Here is a 17,160-nt window from a genome sequence, read left to right as displayed (position 1 = left end):
GAGGGGAATCAGGGGGTTCGGGGTCGTGCTTCGCATGATCGCGCTGCTCGGGCTGCTGGTGGTGGCAGCCTGCGGGGGGTCGACACAACGCGCCTGGGTGCCCGGCTACGCCGGCGGCGACACGTCCTGCGTGCCATACGCGCGCGCGCGGTCGGGCATCGAACTCCAGGGGGATGCCTGGCAATGGTGGGACGCGGCGGCGCAGTCCGGCCGCTACGACCGGTCCCGCAGCCCGCGGGTCGGCGCCGTGCTGGTCTTCATGCGCACCAGCCGCAACCGCTCGGGGCACCTCTCGGTCGTCACGCGCGTCGTGAACAGCCGCGAGATCCGGGTGGACCACGCGAACTGGGCCACCGGTCGAAATCGCGGGCGGGTCGCGCGCGACCAGCCGGTGATGGACGTCTCGCCGCGCAACGACTGGTCGCTGGTGCGGGTGTGGTATCCGCCGGTGAACGACCTCGGCCAGACGAGTTTCCCGACCTACGGCTTCATCCATGGCGGCCGGCTGATGGCGGAGGCGCGGTAGCGTCAGCGCGATGCTGCCGCGCGCGGCCCCCAGAGCAGCGAGACATTGCCGCCCATCCAGGGCGCCCTGAAGGGACGATGCGCGGCGAGCAGCGGCTCGAGCGCGGGGTCCGGCCGCCGGCCCTGCAGGGCCTCAAGCCCCTGCGCCGCGCGGGCGTAGCGGGTCCGGTCGTCGAAGCGCGGGTCCTCGGTCAGGTGGCCCTGCGGCACGCCGGCGATCGCGGCCATGCGGCCAGGATCCACCATCGAGGCGACGGTGAACGCGACGAGGCGCCCGAGCGCCGCATCCTCCTCCGGCCGCATCGCATGCCCGTTCGCCTCCGCGATCCTGAGCAGCGGCGCGAGCGCCCGGAGCGTGAACAGGTGGTAGTTCAGCGCCATCTTCCCGCGCCTGACCTCCTGCGGCAGGGCGCCGTCCGCATCGACCTCCGCGAGGGTCAGGGACAGGCGCGCGATACCCCAGTCGAGCAACGTGCGATCGCCCGCAGCGACCCCGGCGGCCGCGACCGCGAGGCCCGCCCAGGTGGCGTGGTTGTTCCGCGTGGAGGTGAGCGCCCCGCCCGGGCGAATCCGGCCATAGGGTGGCTGCACGCGCCGGGCGACCGCACCGAGCCAGCCTGTCACGCGGGACATCGCGGCGGCATCGAGCCCCGGCGCATCGCGGATCGCCAGGGTGGCGATGGCGGCGCCCGCGAGCGTCCATTTGCGCCGGTAGGCCCCCTGGTTGTTGAAGGTGCCGAGCAGCGCGCCGTCCCGCGCCCAGGCGTCGAGCGACGCGAGCGCGCAGCCCGCCGCCGCCGGCGCGCCGCCGCGCAGCCAGTCCTCGGCCCCGCGCTGGACCGCCTGCAGCCAGTCGCCCAGAGGCTTCGCCGCGGCATTCTCGGCCGCGAGCAGCGCCGGGTCCGCGATGGTCGCCGCCGCATCGGTGTAGAAGCGGGGAAGCTCGAGGCTGTGCACCGGGTCCGGGACTGACAGGCAGGCCTGGGCCGCAGCGGGACGCGTCGCCGCGGCGCGGATCGCCGTCGCGTCGAAGGGCGCGGCCAGGCGCGCCTGCGCGCGCGCCGGCACGGCGGGGAGAAGCAGCGAGGCAAGCACGGACCGCCGGCGCATCGGCCGAGCATCGCAGGCCCCCGCGCGGCGCGTCCATCTCCGGCGTTGCGCATCGCGGCGCGGCGCGCGATGACGCGCGGCGATGAACTACCGCCATGCCTTCCACGCCGGCAACCACGCGGACTGCCTCAAGCACGCGCTGCTGCTGTTGCTGTTGGACGCGCTCTGCCGCAAGCCCGCGCCCTTCGCCGTGCTGGACACCCATGCCGGTCGCGGCGCCTACGACCTCGGCGCGGCGGAGGCGCTGCGCACGGGGGAGGCGGCGCAGGGCGCGCTCCGCCTGCAGGGCGTCGCGGCAGGACCGCTCGCCCCCTTCGTCGCGGCGCTGGCCGCGCAGGGCTTCCCGCCGCGCTATCCGGGCTCGCCGCTGCTGATTCGCGCCGCGCTGCGCGAGGGCGACCGGCTCGCCTGCTGCGAGCTGCACCCCGAGGACCATGCCGCGCTGCGCGCTCAGTTCGCCCGCGACAGCCAGGTGGCCGTGCACCGGCGCGACGCCTGGGAGGCGATCCGCGCCCTCACTCCCTTCCCCGAGAAGCGCGGCCTGGTCCTGATCGACCCGCCCTTCGAGCAGGAGGAGGAATTCGCCCGGCTGGTCGATGCCCTGGTCGAGCTCAACCGCCGCTTCCGCGCCGGCGTCCTGGCTGCCTGGTATCCGGTCAAGCATCGTGCGCCGGTGCGCGACTTCCACGATGCATTGCGCGTCGCCGGCCTGCGCGACGTGGTGGCGGCCGAGATGTGGCTGCGCGAACCGACCGACCCGCGCCGCCTGAACGGCAGCGGACTGCTTGTCGTGAACCCCCCCTTCGGCTTCGAGGCCGCGGCCCTGCCGCTGCTTTCGTCCCTCCTGGCCGCGCTGGAGACCGAGCCCGGCGCCGGCACTGCCGTGACAAGGATCTGCCCGGAATGACGATCCCGGCCGCCGTCAAGGGCGGAGTCCCAGAGAAGGGAGGGGGCCCGGGGGAGGTTCATCCTCCCCCGGCCGCGACGCCATGAAGGTCGCCGTGCTCGGCGCCGGCGCCTGGGGCACCGCGCTGGCGATCCAGGCCGCCCGTGCCGGACGCGAGGCGGTGCTCTGGGCGCGCGATCCCGACCGCGCCGCGGTCATCGCCGCCACGCGCGAGAATGCCCGCTACCTTCCCGGCGTGGCGCTGCCCGAGGCCGTGGCGGTGACGGCCGACGCCGCGGCGGCGCTCGACGGCGCGGCACTCGCGCTGCTCGTGGTGCCGGCGCAAGCGCTGGCCGGCGTGCTCGGCGCCCTGCCGGTGCGTCCGGTGCCGCTGCTCGTCTGCGCCAAGGGCGTGGAGGCCGCGACGCTGCGCCTGCCGCTCGAGGTGGTGGCCGCGCTCCGGCCCAGCCTCGCGGCCGGCGTCCTGTCGGGCCCCAATTTCGCGCATGAGATCGCGCGCGGCCTGCCGGCGGCTGCGGTGGTCGCGTCCGCGCATGCCCCGCTGCGCGACGCCGGCCTGGCGCTGCTCGGCTCGCCGGTCTTCCGGCTCTATGCCGGGCAGGACCCGGTGGGGGCGCAGGTGGGCGGGGCGGCGAAGAACGTCGTTGCGATCGCGGCAGGCGCGGTGATCGGCGCAGGGCTGGGGGAGAATGCGCGGGCCGCGCTGGTCACGCGCGGGCTCGCGGAGCTGTCGCGCCTGGCGGTGGCGCTGGGTGGAAGGGCGGATACGGCGGCCGGGCTGGCCGGCCTCGGCGACCTGGTGCTGACGGCGTCGGGCATGGGCAGCCGGAACACGTCCCTCGGCGTCGCGCTCGGGCGCGGGGAGAGGCTGGCGGATGTGCTGTCCGCGCGGGCCGGCGTGACCGAGGGAGTGGCAACGGCGCCTGCGATCGTGGCGCGAGCGGCGATGGTCGGGGTGGAACTGCCGATCTGTTCCGCGGTGGCCGACCTCGTGGCCGAGCGGATCACGGTCCCCGAGGCGATCGCGCGGCTGCTCGCGCGGCCGCAGCGTGCGGAATAGCCACGGCGGTCAGGCGCTGCGCGACAGCTCCAGCGCGTGCAGGTTGCGCACGGCCGCGACGTAGCTGGACTGGCTGCCGGTCAGCATCGCCTCGTTCAGCTGCCGCAGCAGGCGCTCGAGGTCTTCCGTCCGGCACAACTCCAGGGACCCGAGCCCGGCCCGGTGCGTCGCGCGATAGGAGCCGTCCCGCAGGCGGTCGATCTCGATCGTGCTGGCGCCGCCGGCTGCGGGCCGCAGCGTTATGATGACGTCCTCAGGCGGAGGACCGGAGTCGGGCGTTGCCACGGGCGACGTGTCCTTCCCTCGAATCTTGGGCCCGGCGCTACCGAGGTGGCGGCGACGATGCAAGGCCCGTCTCACGGAGGCGAATCAGCATTGCATAGTCAAATCATTACACGGTTGGCGGCGCGTCGCGCCAGCGACCGCCGGTAGAGCGATTCGGGTCTTCGCAGGCGATGGCGCCGGCCCCGGAGGCAGTGCGGCCCTGCCGTGGTGCGGGGAAGGCTTCGCGATATCAGAGGCTTGCGGCGCCCGGAATGAGTGATCGGCCATCGAAATTCTCGGCCGGCAACAGCCATCTCATTTATTGCGACAAATCACCTTGTTGTTATCTCGATCTCGACGGTGCCCTGGTGCGGCGATTCACATCGCGTTTTGGTGTCCCTCCGCGGCGCTGCCGCCTTTCATTCCGCGGACAGCGCCGCGCCGGCCGCCAGCGGCGCCAGGGGCAACGCCAGCGACACGCCGGCGCCGAGCAGCATCAGGAAGGGCGCCGGGGACAGCCCCGCGCCGGCCGCCTCGATCGCCGCCGCGCCGAAGATGACCGCCGGGATCGCGAGCGGCAGCACGAGCAGCGGCAGCAGCACCGATCCGCGCCGCGCGCCGAGCGTCAACGCCGCGCCCAGCGTGCCGAGCAGCGAGAGCAAAGCCGTTGCCAGCGCCAGCGCCGCCAGCGCCGCGCCCCAGGCCGCGACCGGCAGGTTCAGCAGCGCCGCGGCCACCGGCGTCGCCGCCAGCAGCGGCAGGCCCGTCGTGATCCAGTGCCCGAGCGCCTTGGCCGCCGCGATGGCCCCGCGCGGCAGGCCCGAGAGCAGCAGTTGGTCGAGCGTCCCGTCCTCCGCATCCGCGCCGAACAGGCGGTCGAGCGGCAGCAGCGCCGCGAGCAGCGCCGCCGCGAACAGCGCCCCGGGCGCCAGCCGCGCGAGCGTCTCCGGCGCCGGGCCGACGCCGAAGGGAAACAGCGCCGAGACCAGGACGAAGAACAGCACTGCCGCCAGCGTATCCGCCGGATGCCGCAGCGCGAGCCGGATCTCGCGGCCGAGCAGCGCGGCGAAGGCCCTCACAGCCGCAGCTCCAGGGGCGCCGCGAGCGGTAGCGGGATATGCGTCGCGGCCACGACGATCCCCCCCCCAGCACGATGGGCCGCGAGCAGCGGGCCGAGCCGCTCGACCGAGGCGGCATCGAGACCCGTGGTCGGCTCGTCGAGCAGCCAGAGCGGCGCCGGCGCCAGCGCCAGCCGGGCCAGCGCCAGCCGCCGCTTCTGGCCGGAGGACAGGACGCGCGCCGGCAGGTCCGCCAGCGGCGCCAGCGCCAGGGCGGCCAGCGCCGGCGCCACCGCGCCGCCCCACAGGCGGGCGAAGAACTCGAGGTTCTCGGCCACCGTAAGCGACGGCTTGAGCGCATCCTGGTGCGAGAGGTAGCGCAGCCGGGCGGCATGGGCGGCGGGTTCGGCGGCAGTGTCCTCCCCGCGCCAGAAGACGCCGCCTTCCGCCGGGCGCAGCAGGCCCGCGAGGATGCGCAGCAGGGTGGATTTCCCGGCGCCGTTCGCCCCGGTCAGCAGCAGCGCGGACCCTTCCGGCAAGGAAAAGGAAAGCCCTGTGAAGACCGCTCGGTCCCCCCGCAGACAAGCCAGGTCGCGCACGTCGAGAACCGCTCCGGCCGCCTCGTCCAACTTCGCCCCCGCTCCATGGACCGTTGCCGGTCGCCATGCTTTAAACCGCCGCATTGTGCGGCCGCGAAAGGCCGCCCCAGACGAGGAAGGGCACCCGGACCATGCGGATGATCGGGCAGGACAGCCTGAAGACCCGCCGTACCCTCAATGTGGACGGCAAGACCTATCACTACTTCAGCCTGCCCGAGGCGGCCAAGAGCATCGGCGACATCAGCCGCCTGCCCTACAGCCTGAAGGTGCTGCTCGAGAACGTGCTGCGCTTCGAGGACGGCCGGTCCTACACCGTGGACGACGCGAAGAAGATCGCGGAGTGGGTGAAGGACGGCCGGTCCACCAAGGAAGTGCCGTTCCGCCCGGCGCGCATCCTGCTGCAGGACTTCACGGGCGTTCCCGCCGTGGTCGACCTCGCCGCGATGCGCGACGCGCTGCTCAAGCTCGGCGGCGACCCGCGGAAGGTGAACCCGCTGGTGCCGGTCGACCTCGTGATCGACCACTCGGTGATGGTGGATTTTTCGGGCTCCGCCGCGGCGCTGCAGAAGAACGTGGACGTCGAGTTCGAACGCAACGGCGAACGCTATGAGTTCCTCCGCTGGGGCCAGGAAGCCTTCAACAACTTCCGCGTCGTGCCGCCGGGCACGGGCATCTGCCACCAGGTGAACCTGGAATACCTGGCGCAGGTGGTCTGGACCTCGACCGACACCGGGGAGGTCTTCGCCTTCCCGGACAGCTGCTACGGCACGGACAGCCACACCACCATGGTGAACGGCCTCGGCGTGCTGGGCTGGGGCGTGGGCGGCATCGAGGCCGAGGCGGCGATGCTCGGCCAGCCGATCGCCATGCTCATCCCCGACGTGATCGGCTTCAAGCTGACCGGCAGCCTCAAGGAAGGCGTCACGGCGACCGACTTGGTGCTGACCGTCACGCAGATGCTCCGCAAGAAGGGCGTGGTCGGCAAGTTCGTGGAATTCTTTGGCCCGGGCCTCGACCACCTGCCGCTCGCGGATCGTGCGACCATCGGCAACATGGCGCCGGAATACGGCGCGACCTGCGGCTTCTTCCCGGTCGATGAGACGACGCTCGACTACCTCCGCGTCTCGGGCCGCGAGGAGCACCGCATCAACCTGGCGCGCGACTACCTCAAGGCGCAGGGCATGTTCCACGAGAAGGGCATGCCGGACCCGGTCTTCACCGACACGCTGGAACTCGACCTGTCCACGGTCGAGCCGTCGATGGCGGGCCCGAAGCGGCCGCAGGACCGCGTGGCGCTCGGCAATGTCGGCGCGTCCTTCGTGAAGGACCTGGCGGCGGGCATCATGGGCGTGCCGGGCGACAAGGCGGACCTCCGCGTGCCGGTCGCCGGCGCCAACTACGACCTCGGCCACGGGGATGTCGTGATCGCGGCGATCACATCCTGCACCAACACCTCCAACCCCTATGTGCTGGTGGCCGCGGGCCTCGTGGCGAAGAAGGCGGTTGAGAAGGGGCTGACGGCCAAGCCCTGGGTGAAGACCTCGCTGGCGCCCGGGTCGCAGGTGGTGACGGAGTACCTGAACAAGTCGGGTCTCACGGCCTCCCTCGATGCGCTGGGCTTCCAGACCGTGGGCTATGGCTGCACGACCTGCATCGGCAATTCCGGCCCGCTGGCGGACCCGATCGTGGATGCGGTCGAGAACAATAAGCTGGTCGTGACCTCGGTGCTTTCGGGGAACCGCAACTTCGAGGGGCGCGTGCATGCCAATGTGCGCGCGAACTACCTCGCCTCCCCGCCGCTGGTGGTCGCCTATGCGCTGGCCGGCACGGTGCGGAAGGACCTGACGAAGGAACCGCTCGGCACCGGCCGCGACGGCCAGCCGGTATTCCTCAAGGACATCTGGCCGACGCAGAAGGAAGTGGCCGACACCGTCCACGCCGTCGTGACGCGCGAGATGTTCCAGTCCAAGTACGGCGACGTGTTCAAGGGCCCCACGCAGTGGCAGGCGATCCGCGTCGACGCGGACAGCGACACCTATCGCTGGAACTCGGGCTCCACCTACGTGCAGAACCCGCCCTATTTCGAGGGCATGACGATGGAGCCGGCCGCGGTCGGCTCGATCAGGGGCGCGCGCATCCTGGCGCAGCTGGCTGATTCCATCACGACCGACCACATCTCCCCGGCCGGCTCGATCAAGAAGGCGTCGCCTGCGGGCGACTACCTGCTGGAACACCAGGTGCGCCAGGCGGACTTCAATTCCTACGGCGCGCGGCGCGGCAACCACCAGGTCATGATGCGCGGCACCTTCGCCAACATCCGCATCAAGAACGAGATGGTGCCTGGCGTCGAAGGCGGCGTGTCGAAGCACCACCCCTCGGGCGAGGTGGCGCCGATCTACGACGTGGCGATGCGCTACAAGCGCGAAGGCGTGCCGCTGGTGGTGATCGGCGGCAAGGAATACGGCACGGGATCCTCGCGCGACTGGGCGGCGAAGGGCACCTTCCTGCTCGGCGTGAAGGCGGTGATCGCGGAATCCTTCGAGCGCATCCACCGCTCGAACCTGGTCGGCATGGGCGTGCTGCCGCTGATGTTCAAGGACGGCGAGAGCCGCGCGACGCTCGGCCTGACCGGTGACGAGACGATCGACATCCTGGGCGTGGAGAACCTCTCGCCGCGGATGATGATGGACGTGGTCATCACGCGCGCCGACGGGACGCAGATGAAGACGCAGGTGATGTGCCGCGTCGATACGGCGGACGAGGTCGAGTACTACCGGAACGGCGGCATCCTGCACTACGTGCTGCGCGGGATGGCGAAGGCGGCCTGACGCCGGCCGACACGACGAGCCTGCCGGGGGCGCGGTTCCGAAAGGGGCCGTGCCCCTGTCGCATTCAACCCCGCCCGAGCCGCGGCGCCAGCGCGACCGCCGCCGCGCACATCCCAGCCATGGCCCAGAACACCGCGCCGCCCAGGGTCGCGTAGCCCTGCCCGGCGGCGAGCGTCCCCGCCATCATCACCGCCCCGATCCCCGCCGCCAGCAGCGTCTGCGCCGTTCCCGCGAGCGTCGGCGGGATCGCCTGCTGCATCACCCGCATGGTCGCCAGGTGCATCGCCCCGAAGGTCACCGCGTGCAGCGCCTGCGCCAGCACCAGCGCTGGCAGCGCCACCGTTTCGGCCGTGATGCCCCAGCGCAGCAGGCCCGCGGCGGCCGCTGCCAGTGCCAGGCCGCGCGCCCCGATCCGGTCCGCGATCGGCCGCCCCCAGGCGAAAAGGGCCACCTCCGCGACCACCGACCACGACCACAGCAACCCGATCGTGGTGCCCGGCACGCCGGCCTGCGCCCAATGGATGGACCCGAAGGCGTAGTAGGCGGCGTGGCTGCCCTGGATCAGGCCGCTGACCGCCAGGATGCGCCGGAAGGCGGGCAGCGCGAGCACGGCGCGGAACGCGCCACCGCCACGCCGCACCGGCGCCTGCCCCGCCGGCAGCGCCAGCGCCGCCAGCGCCGCCGCCGCCAGCGTGCCGGCCAGCAGCCAGGCGACGCTGCCCGCCCCGGCCCTGTCCGCCAGCCATCCTGCGGCGCCCGCCGCGACGATGAAGGCCGCCGAGCCCGCCGCGCGCACCCGGCCGTAGTCCCAGGATTCCTCCCGAGCCCCGCGCAGAGCCATCGCATCGCCGAGCGGCACGACGCAGGCGAAGGAGAGCGCGAACAGCAGGTTCGCCGCCAGCAGCCCGGCGAAGCCATCCGCAACGCCATAGAGCCCCGCCGCCGCCGCGGCCACCGCCGCGCCCGCGGCCATCACCGCGCGCGGCGCGCCGATTGCATCCGCTAGCCGCCCGCCCGCCGGCCCCGCCAGCAGACGCAACGCCGCACCGCAGGCGAGGATCGTGCCGACCTCCGCCGCGCCCAGCCCGCGCGCCGCCATCAGCGGCGGGATGAAGGGCAGCATCACGCCCACCGCCGCGAACTGGGCGGCGAACAGTATGGCGAAGCGCGGCGCGGAAGATCCCACGCGCAACCCATGCCGCGCCGCCCCGCCATGGACAAGTGCCGCGCCCCGTGCGACGGAAGCCGGCCCGCCACCACGGAACGTCTGCGCGCATGTTCGAACCTCGGGTCCGCGCCGTCCTCGGCCCCACCAATACCGGCAAGACGCATCTCGCGATCGAGCGACTGCTCGCGCATGCCTCGGGTATCGTCGGCTTCCCGTTGCGCCTGCTGGCGCGCGAGAACTACGACCGCATGGTGGCCCAGAAGGGCGAACGCCACGTCGCGCTCATCACCGGCGAGGAAAAGATCGTCCCGCCCGAGGCGAAGTGGTTCGCCTGCACGGTGGAGGCGATGCCGCTCGACCGTCCGGTCGAGTTCCTGGCGGTGGACGAGATCCAGCTCTGCGCCGACCCCGACCGCGGGCATGTCTTCACCGACCGGCTGCTGCATGCGCGTGGCATGGTGGAAACCATGTTCCTCGGTGCCGAGACCATCGCGCCGCTGCTCCGCCGCCTGGTGCCGAAGGCCGAGATCGAGACGCGCCCGCGCCTGTCGCAACTGACCTACGCGGGCCCCGCGAAGCTCACGCGCCTGCCGGCGCGCTCGGCCATCGTCGCCTTCAGTGCGCAGGAGGTGTACGCCATCGCCGAGGCCGTGCGCCGCCGCCGCGGCGGCTGCGCGGTGGTGATGGGGCGGCTCAGTCCCCGCACGCGCAACGCGCAGGTCGCGCTCTACCAGAACCGCGAGGTCGATTTCCTGGTCGCGACGGATGCGATCGGCATGGGCCTCAACATGGACGTGGACCATGTCGCCTTCGCCGCGCTGCAGAAGTTCGACGGCCAGCAGCCCCGCCCGCTGACGGCGCAGGAAGTGGCGCAGATCGCGGGCCGCGCCGGCCGGGGCATGAAGGACGGATCCTTCGGCACCACGGCCGAATGCGCGCCGATGCCCGACGAGATCGTCGCGGCCGTGGAAACCCATGCCTTCGAGCCGATCGGCCAGGTCGCCTGGCGCAATTCGGACCTGGACTTCACCAGCATCGACGGTCTGCTCGGCAGCCTCGCCGCGCCGCCGCCGCAGCCGGGCCTGGCCAAGGGGCACGACGCGGTCGACCACATCACGCTCGAGGCGCTGTCCCGCAACGTTGAGGTCCGCGACCTGGCGGACACGATGTCGCGCGTGCGCCTGCTGTGGGAAGCCTGCCAGGTCCCGGATTTCCGCAAGCTCGCCGATGACAGCCACACCGCGCTCTGCGCCAAGCTGTTCACGCACCTGGCGAAGGATGGCCGGCTGCCGCGGGACTGGGTATCGGGCGCGCTCGCGGTGCTGGAACGCACGGATGGCGACCTCGACACGCTGATGGCGCGGATCACCGCCATCCGCGTCTGGGCCTACATCGCCGCGCGCAACGACTGGGTCGACGACGCGCCCGGGCTGCAGGCCGATGCCCGCCGCGCCGAGGACATGGTCAGCGACGCGCTGCACGAGACGCTGACCGCGCGCTTCGTCGACCGACGCGCCGCGCACCTCATCCGCAAGATGGACGAGGGCGAGGAGGAGCTTCTGTCCGCCGTCACCCGCCGCGGCGAGGTTGTCGTGGAAGGGCACCCGGTCGGCCACGTGAAGGGCTTCGCCTTCGAGCCCGACCCCGGCGCGGTCGAGGAGGAGGAGCGCCGCGTCGTGCTGCGCGCCGCGCGCCGTGCGCTGTCGGCCGAGATTCCCCGCCGCGTCGCCATGCTGGAAGCGGCCAAGGACGACGCCTTCGCGATCACCGGCGGCCACAAGGTCACCTGGGCCTATTCGCACGCGCCCAACATGCCAGCCGGATTGGGCGACATCGCCGAGGTCGCGCGCCTCAAGCCCGGCCCCGAGCCGTCGAAGCCGCAGGTCGAGGTGCTGCCGTCCGAGTTCCTCGACGGCGCGCAGCGCGAGCGCATTCGCGAGCGCCTGGCCACCTGGCTCGACGCGCTGATCAAGCGCGAGCTCGGCGCCGTCTTCGCCGCCGAGGCCAAGGCGGCCGAGGACAACACACTGCGCGGCCCCGCCTTCCGCCTGCGCGAGGAACTTGGCCTCGCGATGGGCCGCACCGACCCCGACATCCGCCCGGACCTGCGGCAGAAGCTCAAGGCCATCGGCATCCGCGCCGGTCGCTACGCGCTGTTCGTGCCGGAGGCGATGAAGCCGCGCGCCATGGCGCTGCGCGCGCAGCTCTGGTCGCTGCTCCGCGGCATCGAGACGCCGAAGCTGCCCGGCGGTGGCCTCATCGCCGTGCCGGCGCGGGAGGATTGGCCGCGCGGCTTCGCCGAGACCATGGGCTGGCTGCCGGCCGGCCCGGTGCTGCTGCGCCTCGACGTGGCGGAACGCATTGCGGGCGAACTCGGCCACCTGACGCGGCGCGCACCGGCCATGCTGCCGGGGGACCTCGCGAGCCGGCTCGGCATCAAGGGCGACATGCTCGGCCCCGTGCTGGACGCGATGGGTTTCCGCCTGATCCCGGCCGAGACGCTGGAGGAAGGCGCCTTCGGCCCGCCGGCGCCGGCACGCATCGCGCATGCCCGCCCGCCGCGGCAGGACCACCCGCGCGGCCCGCGGCGCGACGAGCAGCGCGGCCCGCGACGGGACGACCAGCGCGGCCCGCGCCGGGGCCCGCGCCCCGAACGCGTCGCCGAGGGCCAGCCCGCCGCCGAGGCGCAGGGCGCGCCCGCCGAGGGCGCCGCCGCCGCCGAGGTGCCGCGCCCGCCGCGCGAGGGCCCGCGCCCGCCCCGGCCGGACAACCGCCCGCCGCGCGACCAGCGCCAGGGCAAGCCGCCGCAGCGCGACGACCGCGGCCCCCGCCGCCCGCGGGAGGACCGCGCCCCCCTGCCCGCCATGCCGCGGCCGGACAGCCCCTTCGCGGTGCTGGCCAGCCTCCTCAAGAAGGACTGATGCCGCGGCGGCGCGCCGTGCCGAGGCTGCGGCCCGCGCATGTCCGCGGATCGTGACGCACAGCGCCTCGACGCCTGGCTCTGGTGCGCGCGACTGCGCAAGACCCGCGCGGATTGCGCCCGCCTGGTCGAAGGCGGTGCCGTCCGCATCAATCGCCAACCGACCGACAAGCCGCACGCCCGGGTCCGCCCGGGGGACGTCCTGACCATCGCGCAGGGGGCGGGCGAACGCGGCCGGATCGCCATCTGGCGCGTCCTGGCGCTGGCCGACCGACGCGGCCCGGCTGCCGAGGCGCGCGGCCTGTACGAAGATCTGTCCGGGGACATGGCGGGGGGTTGAGCCATGCGCGCGGCGCGCCTTGCGGCGCGGGCATGCCTTGGCCATGTTGCAGGTGCCGCAACGCCCAGCCGGGGACCGCTCGACCGTGACCTATGTCGTCACCGAGAACTGCATCAAGTGCAAGTACATGGACTGCGTCGAGGTGTGTCCGGTGGACTGCTTCTACGTCGGCGAGAACATGCTCGTCATCCACCCGGACGAATGCATCGATTGCGGCGTCTGCGAGCCGGAATGCCCGGCCGAGGCGATCGTTCCCGACAGCGACGACAAGGCGACCGCCTGGCTCGAGCTGAACCGGACCTATTCCACCCAGTGGCCCAACATCACCCGCAAGGGCGAGGCCCCTGCCGATGCCGACGAGTGGAAGGACAAGCCCGGCAAGAAGGACCTGTTCAGCCCGAACCCGGGCTGACCCTGCCGGCCGCGCCCCGGGGATGACGGGGCGCTATTTTTCTGCTAATGTTTCAAATAGATGGCCCAGAGCAGACGTTCGGCCGACGCCCGGCTTGTCTGCGGCGCGCGGGCGGATGCGACAGGCCGCCAGGATCGCCGCGGCGCGCGGCCTCGACATTCGCGCCGCGAGGATGGGAGCACACCACGCATGAAGGCACCTGCCCGCACCAAGGCGCAGACCGCGAGCCGCGGCACGGCCAAGCCCAAGGCGAAGAGCAAGCCCGTGGCTGCGCCGAAGCCCAAGGCGAAGGCCAAGCCCGGCGGGACTGCCAGGGCCGTGGCCAAGCCGGCCGCGAAGCCGAAGGCCGCGGCGAAGGCTGTGAAGACCCAGACCAGGACGGCCAAGGCCGCTCCCGCCAAGTCGGCCGCGAAAACCGCCCCGAAGCCCACGGCCAAGCCGGCCGGAAAGGCCGCGGCTGCGCCCGCCGCGAAGACCGCGCCGAAGCCCGCCGCCAAGCCGACCGCCAAGTCCGTCACCGTCGCCAAGCGCCCGGCGCCGCCCGCCACCAAGGCGCTGGCCCCGAAGGCCACCGTCGCCCCGTCGAAGCCCGCACCCGCAGCCGCCGTGCCGGTGCCGCCGAAAGCCGCGCCTGTCGCCGCCGCGCCGGCGCCCGCGAAGGCCGCGCCGCCGCCTGCCGTCACCACGCCTGCCCGCGTGGCACCGGCGATGAAGCCGCCGCCGCCTCCGGTGCCGCGCGGCGCGCCTGTGTCGCTGCCGCCGCCGACGCACCGCCCGACCGCATCGCCCCTCGCATCCGCCGCGGCCAGCCGCTCGGCGCCCCGGCCGAAGGAGGACTTCAAGGCGGGGGACCATGTCGTCTACCCGACGCACGGCGTCGGCACGGTGCAGGGCATCGAGACGGTCGAGGCCGCGGGCTACACGCTGCAGGTCATTGTCGTGACCTTCGACGAGAACCGGATGACGCTGCGCGTGCCGGTCAACAAGGCGGCGTCCTCGGGGCTGCGCAAGCTCGCCGCCGGGGCGGCCATGCAGCAGGCGCTCGATACGCTGAAGGGCCGGGCGCGCATCAAGCGCACCATGTGGTCTCGCCGCGCCCAGGAATACGAGGCGAAGATCAACTCCGGCGACCCCATCCAGATCGCCGAGGTGGTGCGCGACCTGCACCGCAATGCCGGGCAGCCGGACCAGTCCTTCTCCGAACGCCAGATCTACGAGCAGGCGCTCGACCGCCTGGCGGCCGAGGTCGCCGCGATCGACGCGTCGGACAAGACGGCGGCGATCGAGAAGCTGCTCACCTATCTCGGCAAGGCCGAGAAGGGGGAGAAGGCCGACAAGGCGGAGAAGGCCGAGCCCGTCGCGGACTGAGGCGCCTGGCGCCCCGTTACCCGGGGCCGCCGCCGCGTTCAAGCCGGCCCGCCGCGTGGGTGGCTTCGTCGCGCAGGCGTGCCTCGATCGCGACCAGTTCGGCCCAGTTCTCGATGACCTTCGCCTTGTCCGGCGCGGTCGGCAGGAGGTCGCTGGCGCCGAGGAGGCGCGCCGCCCCGCCCCCCGCGGCCGGGACGTCCATAAGCCCCGCGATCCGCGCCCTGGCGCTCGCCTCGACGGCGTTGCCCGCGATGAAGTCGGGGTAGGCGAGTTCCGCGATGTCCGGATAGCCGCGGAAGGCGCGGCGAACGAATGCGCGGGCGGCCAGGATGTCGCGCATCTCGCGCTCGGCCGCGCCGCGGTCGATGGCGAACCGTAGCGCGCCGTCGGGCTCCGGCTGGCCACGCCGCCGGTGGTAGCCCCGGTGCTCGGCGATCAAGCGGCTGGCGACGCAGTCCGCGACGCTCTCGCGCACCAGGTGCAGCACCTTCGCGCCGCGCGCACGGAGCAGACGGCAGAGCGGGCTCTCCCCGGCCACCCGCACCGGCCAGGTCCAGGCGCCGGTGAAGGCGCCGAGGTTGTTGTACATGACATCGAGATGGGCGGTCCGCCCTTCCGCCGCGGCCCGGTCCGCGAGGCTGTCGAGGAAGCCGTCGAGCATCGCCGCGACCTCCGTGCCGCGGAACGCGAAGCCCGGATGGGCGGCGATCCAACCGGCCGCGAAGGCGGGGAAGGGGCTTTCCGGCGGCGGCGGCTTGAAGGGTTCCCCGAAGGACCGCACCAGCGCGCCGGCATTCAGGCAGGCGCCGAGGAACTTCGTGCCGCTGCGCTGGGTCGCGATGGTGACGAGAAGGGGCCGGGGCATCGGCGCATCACGCCGCGTCGCGCGCGCAAAGGAAAGGCCCCGGGGATCGCTCCCCGGGGCCCGTTGCCGAGCGGCCGGTGCCGCGCCGCTTCACTCCTGCCGGTTGCCCAGCAGTGAGAGCAGCATCTGGAACAGGTTGATGAAGTTCAGGTAGAGCGCCAGCGCGTCGAACACGCTGCGCTTGCCGGCCAGTTCCGTGCCCTCGGCGTAGGCGTGCTGCACGTAGTCGGCCTTGATGCGCTGCGTGTCGAAGGCCGTCAGGCCCAGGAACACCACGACGCCGATCACGCTGATGGCGAAGGCCAGCGCGCCCGAGCCGATGAAGATGTTCACGATGCTGGCGAGGATGATGCCGATCAGCCCCATCAGCAGCAGCGAGCCCCAGCGCGTCAGGTCCGCCTTCGTCGTGTAGCCATAGAGGCTCATGGCCGCGTACATGCCGGCGGTGATGAAGAAGGTCGTCGCGATGGATTCGCCGGTGTAGCGGTAGGCGAGGCTCGACATGCTGGCGCCCATCGCCGCGGCGAAGGCCCAGAACAGCGCCTGTGCCGTGGTCTTGCTCATCCGGTTGGCGCCGAAGGAGAAGACGAGGATGAACGCGAGTGGCGATAGCGCCGCGACCCACCACAGGATGGTCGGCGCCATGACGATGCGGCCGGACGCGGTGCGGACCGCCTCGTAGAACAGGCCGTTGATGGACGGCACGCTGACGATCAGCATCGCCACGATGCCCGTCAGCAGCAGCCCCGAGGCCATCCAGTTGTAGACCCGGAGCATGTACGACCGCAGCCCGGCATCGACGGCGGCGGCGTCGGCGGTCGCGGTGCGACCCCAGCCAGGCGCACCCGTCGTAAATCGAGTGTCGGGACCAAAGGCCATGACGTTGAAGACTCCTCCAAAGGGGGGATGATTCCCCACGGCCCACGAATATGGAGAAAAATTCAGGGCGTTCAACGGGGGACCACGCCAAGCGGCGGCCCGGCAACGCTCCGTAACATCGCAAACTTCGAATGCGCGCCGGCCGCAGGATGGTCGGCGCGCCGAAGGCCGGCTACTGGGCGGCCGGTTCGACCGAGATCGCCACGGCCTCGGCGATCGCGACGTTCACGCGCTGGCCGGGCCGGAGCGTGCGAATGAACTCCTGCATCTGCGGGGCCCGCACCGGTAGGGTCCGGCGCACGCCGCGGGAGGATGTGAAGGTCACGGTATTCGCCGCGGTGTCCACGGCGTTGATCGTGACCGTGTCGCGCACCGTCGCGACCACGGCGCCGGCCGGGCGGTCGCCGGGCGCGGCGCGCGCGGCGCCGACATCGGCCTCGGCCGGCAGGCTGGTGCCGCGCGGCGTGAGCTGAACCGCCACCGCTTCCTCGAAGCGGACCCGGACGCGGTTGCCGCGGCGGATCTGCGCGAAGTTCCGCACCTCCGGCCCCGCGATCAGGGTGACGCGGCCCTCGTTGGGCGTGCGGACCACGACTTCGCGGGTGCGCGCGTTCACGCGCTCGACCACGCCCACGGCTTCCTTGGCGGAGGACACCACCGTCGGCGGCGGCGGGGTGACGGGCTGCTGCACGTCCGACGCGCACGCGCCGAGGCCGAGCAGCGGGACGGCAACGAGGGCGGTCAGCAACAGTCTGGAGCGGGTCGTACGGGACATCGGGTATCCTTGCGTTCTTGGGGGGCGCTTCGCCCGGCGCGAGCCTAGTCCAGGTGCCGCCCGCGCCGGAAGCGCCTCCGGG

The 17,160-nt window shown here is 72.8% G+C and carries 16 protein-coding genes; 8 read left to right on the top strand and 8 right to left on the bottom strand.

What is annotated here, in order from left to right; genetic code table 11:
- The first annotated feature begins 34 nt into the window (after window positions 1-34).
- On the top strand, window positions 35-526 hold the full coding sequence (locus tag E8M80_RS17380; protein WP_137127012.1) for a CHAP domain-containing protein: 492 nt from the start codon (window positions 35-37) through the stop codon (window positions 524-526).
- 2 nt (window positions 527-528) lie between these two features.
- On the opposite strand, the gene E8M80_RS17375 is transcribed toward E8M80_RS17380, so the two are convergent.
- Window positions 529-1,635 (bottom strand): alginate lyase family protein, encoded by a 1,107-nt coding sequence (locus E8M80_RS17375; protein ID WP_137126968.1) that lies wholly within the window; start codon window positions 1,633-1,635, stop codon window positions 529-531.
- Window positions 1,636-1,717: 82 nt separating this feature from the next.
- Between E8M80_RS17375 and E8M80_RS17370 the strand changes: the two genes are divergently transcribed.
- Window positions 1,718-2,542: a 23S rRNA (adenine(2030)-N(6))-methyltransferase RlmJ gene (locus E8M80_RS17370; RefSeq protein WP_137126967.1), complete on the top strand. Its 825-nt coding sequence runs from the start codon at window positions 1,718-1,720 to the stop codon at window positions 2,540-2,542.
- An 82-nt stretch (window positions 2,543-2,624) separates the two neighbouring features.
- Window positions 2,625-3,602, top strand: a complete 978-nt coding sequence (locus E8M80_RS17365; RefSeq protein WP_137126966.1) for an NAD(P)H-dependent glycerol-3-phosphate dehydrogenase — start codon at window positions 2,625-2,627, stop codon at window positions 3,600-3,602.
- 9 nt (window positions 3,603-3,611) lie between these two features.
- On the opposite strand, the gene E8M80_RS17360 is transcribed toward E8M80_RS17365, so the two are convergent.
- The 3 genes from E8M80_RS17360 to ccmA all read right to left on the bottom strand — a co-directional run bounded on the left by E8M80_RS17360 (window position 3,612) and on the right by ccmA (window position 5,553).
- A complete protein-coding gene (locus E8M80_RS17360) occupies window positions 3,612-3,887 on the bottom strand; it encodes a hypothetical protein (protein ID WP_137126965.1) in 276 nt (91 codons plus the stop codon).
- Window positions 3,888-4,285: 398 nt separating this feature from the next.
- Window positions 4,286-4,945 carry a heme exporter protein CcmB gene (gene ccmB / locus E8M80_RS26045; RefSeq protein WP_170979476.1) on the bottom strand — a complete coding sequence of 220 codons (660 nt, stop codon included), beginning with the start codon at window positions 4,943-4,945 and terminating at the stop codon, window positions 4,286-4,288.
- Window positions 4,942-5,553, bottom strand: a complete 612-nt coding sequence (gene ccmA, locus E8M80_RS26040) for a heme ABC exporter ATP-binding protein CcmA (RefSeq protein WP_240790092.1) — start codon at window positions 5,551-5,553, stop codon at window positions 4,942-4,944. The genes ccmB and ccmA overlap by 4 nt, the downstream gene beginning before the upstream one ends.
- 101 nt (window positions 5,554-5,654) lie before the next feature.
- Here ccmA and acnA point away from each other — a divergent pair, with 101 nt between their 5' ends.
- Window positions 5,655-8,351, top strand: coding sequence for an aconitate hydratase AcnA (gene acnA / locus E8M80_RS17350; protein WP_137126963.1), 2,697 nt, complete (start codon window positions 5,655-5,657; stop codon window positions 8,349-8,351).
- 64 nt (window positions 8,352-8,415) lie between these two features.
- Here the strand turns inward: acnA and E8M80_RS17345 are convergent, their stop codons facing one another.
- Window positions 8,416-9,537, bottom strand: coding sequence for an MFS transporter (locus tag E8M80_RS17345; protein WP_137126962.1), 1,122 nt, complete (start codon window positions 9,535-9,537; stop codon window positions 8,416-8,418).
- Between the two features lie 89 nt (window positions 9,538-9,626).
- Between E8M80_RS17345 and E8M80_RS17340 the strand changes: the two genes are divergently transcribed.
- The 4 genes from E8M80_RS17340 (at window position 9,627) to E8M80_RS26695 (ending at window position 14,559) form a co-directional block, all read left to right on the top strand.
- Window positions 9,627-12,440 (top strand): helicase-related protein, encoded by a 2,814-nt coding sequence (locus tag E8M80_RS17340; protein WP_170979474.1) that lies wholly within the window; start codon window positions 9,627-9,629, stop codon window positions 12,438-12,440.
- Window positions 12,441-12,479: 39 nt separating this feature from the next.
- The gene (locus tag E8M80_RS17335) at window positions 12,480-12,779 is read left to right on the top strand and encodes an RNA-binding S4 domain-containing protein (RefSeq protein ID WP_137126961.1); all 300 of its coding nucleotides are present in this window, start codon (window positions 12,480-12,482) and stop codon (window positions 12,777-12,779) included.
- Window positions 12,780-12,864: 85 nt separating this feature from the next.
- Window positions 12,865-13,191: a ferredoxin FdxA gene (fdxA, locus tag E8M80_RS17330; protein ID WP_137127011.1), complete on the top strand. Its 327-nt coding sequence runs from the start codon at window positions 12,865-12,867 to the stop codon at window positions 13,189-13,191.
- Between the two features lie 189 nt (window positions 13,192-13,380).
- Complete coding sequence (locus E8M80_RS26695) at window positions 13,381-14,559, top strand: CarD family transcriptional regulator (protein WP_240790091.1); 1,179 nt, start codon at window positions 13,381-13,383, stop codon at window positions 14,557-14,559.
- Between the two features lie 16 nt (window positions 14,560-14,575).
- Here E8M80_RS26695 and E8M80_RS17320 read toward each other — a convergent pair whose 3' ends face one another.
- From E8M80_RS17320 to E8M80_RS17310, 3 genes are all read right to left on the bottom strand, one after another.
- Window positions 14,576-15,424 (bottom strand): hypothetical protein, encoded by an 849-nt coding sequence (locus E8M80_RS17320; protein ID WP_137126960.1) that lies wholly within the window; start codon window positions 15,422-15,424, stop codon window positions 14,576-14,578.
- A gap of 90 nt (window positions 15,425-15,514) precedes the next feature.
- Window positions 15,515-16,303 carry a Bax inhibitor-1/YccA family protein gene (locus E8M80_RS17315; protein WP_137126959.1) on the bottom strand — a complete coding sequence of 263 codons (789 nt, stop codon included), beginning with the start codon at window positions 16,301-16,303 and terminating at the stop codon, window positions 15,515-15,517.
- A gap of 172 nt (window positions 16,304-16,475) precedes the next feature.
- A complete protein-coding gene (locus tag E8M80_RS17310; protein ID WP_137126958.1) occupies window positions 16,476-17,078 on the bottom strand; it encodes a hypothetical protein in 603 nt (200 codons plus the stop codon).
- Window positions 17,079-17,160: the final 82 nt, after the last annotated feature.

Origin of the sequence: Roseomonas sp. HF4 (assembly GCF_005222755.1) — a bacterium.
GTDB lineage: Bacteria > Pseudomonadota > Alphaproteobacteria > Acetobacterales > Acetobacteraceae > Neoroseomonas.
Note: the sequence above shows the minus strand (reverse complement) of the source record. Positions and strands in the feature narration are given on the sequence as shown.